The 2,139-nt window shown below is 32.3% G+C and carries 2 protein-coding genes; both read right to left on the bottom strand.

The window, feature by feature from the left end; genetic code table 11:
* Positions 1–115 precede the first annotated feature (115 nt).
* On the bottom strand, positions 116–877 hold the full coding sequence (locus CN288_RS27675; RefSeq protein WP_098303626.1) for a hypothetical protein: 762 nt from the start codon (positions 875–877) through the stop codon (positions 116–118).
* 611 nt (positions 878–1,488) lie between these two features.
* On the bottom strand, positions 1,489–2,139 hold a 651-nt coding region (locus tag CN288_RS27670; protein WP_255260071.1), incomplete at its 5' end, for a hypothetical protein.

Raw genomic sequence — 2,139 nt, 5'->3', positions numbered from 1 at the left:
TAAATATTCCTCCATTTGATATATAATTTAAATTTCTTTCATAGGGTCCTCTCTTACCTTACTGAAAGACACATTGCACATTAATAAATACGGTTATATAAATGTACTAGATGCTTTATGGTAAAGGTACTAATTCATAACCAGATTGATATGGCGGCGCAGAACTTCCCCATAGTTTATCTTGATTTGAAAATGGTTGCTCTGAAGTCTCTAGCTCAAAATATGATGTAACTCCATACTCAGAATTTTGTGGATCTGCATTGTACCAATCGGTAGGTCTACCCATTTTATCTCTAAGATAATCAGTTTTACCTGTTATTAAATTGATTTCCTTTGAATTTTGTTCCTGAACTGTTAACGTACTTTTTGATTGGTCACTAAAATAAATCCAGCCGCGATTCCCAGCATTGACATATTTTTTAATTCCTCCTGCCTCAGCATTTGGTCCCCCAATCCACATTGACATGGTAACTGGCGTACTATGTCTTATATATCCATCACTTTCTACCCCATCTGGAGTTTCAAAATTTATAGGTGTACCATAGTACTCATTACCTTTTGTATCCTTATGAATCTCAGCAGTACCATAATAAGATTTATCTTTATATTGAATTACATAATGCCAACCCGCAAACTTCTCATAAGTTACTCCAAGTTTTTTCTGACCTACACCTGCGAAAGCAGCATGTCGAGGCTTACCATCCCAAATTTTACGTACCATTATATAATCTTTAGATGTCTTGATTGGATCCCCATAAATGTCAAGTATACGATTGTCCCCAGCTGCATAAGCAGCATTTGTTGGAAAAACAGTAATAATCAAACTAAATATGAATGCTAAGAATGTAACCATTGGTAGTTTTCTTTTCATAAACATGCCTTAATCCTTTCTTATTTTCAATAATGGTTTTACTATCTGCGCGCATCGTCTACCAGTAGATAAGCCTCAGACTATCTAACAAATCTTTCATTTCTCTTTCATAAATGTTACAAAATCCTTTCAAAGGTCTAACCTCTTTACTGATAAAACTAACACGTAAAAAAGGAAACCTGCATGTTCATTAGCTTCATAGATCAGTTATTCAATAATATACATATGAATATGCAATTTTGCATATTTAAATGAATTGATATCAATACAGGTTCTTACGGTAATAAAAGCATAAAAAACGTTATCCTTTCTAATCTAGCCTGTTTAGGAAGGATAACGTTTTTTGTATTTGAGAGCATTACAATCTCTTAAGTTGCGAGGCATGTTGGTGCCTTCTTAGTGGTTTATAACATTATTTTTTTATTAGATCGAAAATGTAATACGATAAATTACCATTAAATGATTTGGGCCTTTTGTCAATTCATTGAACCTATGGAATTACTACAATCAGGTTCTTTACAATCATATAGATCAACAATATCATATCTATGTGGACCTAACAGATTAATAGTTGCTATCTCCATATGCTAGGAGGGAATTAAACTGAACCTAATTTTTTACTTAGATGTAAGAGCCACTAAAACATCTACTGAATAATCAACTGAATTTTTCACTTTATATTCTGTCGGACTTGTAAGACCCTTAAATTGATCACCAAATTGACCAAAAATATTATCCCAAATACCATTTTGTTCAGACATCCATTTTTGTAATTTTTCTCCTGGAGTAACTGAATATGTTGCTACCTGTTGATATAATGCAGTTCTATATTGATCATATGCATAATCAGTCTTTGGATTAAAGTCAAATGTTTTTGTAACTGTACTTTCTGAATTTAAAGTAACACCATAACCAAAACTTGCAGTTAATGATTGATTTACTTTTGCAACTCCTTCAAGACCTACTTCCATTCCAATTGTATAAGATAACCCTACAGTTACATTATGCGAAATACCACTTGTAACCGCTTTGCTCCAATGATAACCTGAATTTTTATCTACTACATTTGAATCAATCAATTTCCAATTTACTTCTTTCTTCAATTTCGTATCTTCTAAAATTGGATCATTTTTAGGAATTGCTATTGTATATAATACTTCTCCTTTGTTGCCTGTTTTTTCATATTCTTCTCCAACTTTAAGCCAAGTGCCATCAGCTTTTAAAACCTTATGCTTAGAATTAGCATCTATTTTTAATCCATAAACTCT

The organism is Bacillus sp. AFS023182, from assembly GCF_002560575.1.
Classification (GTDB): Bacteria; Bacillota; Bacilli; order Bacillales; family Bacillaceae_G; genus Bacillus_A; species Bacillus_A arachidis.
This window is presented reverse-complemented; position numbering and strand designations above follow the sequence as displayed.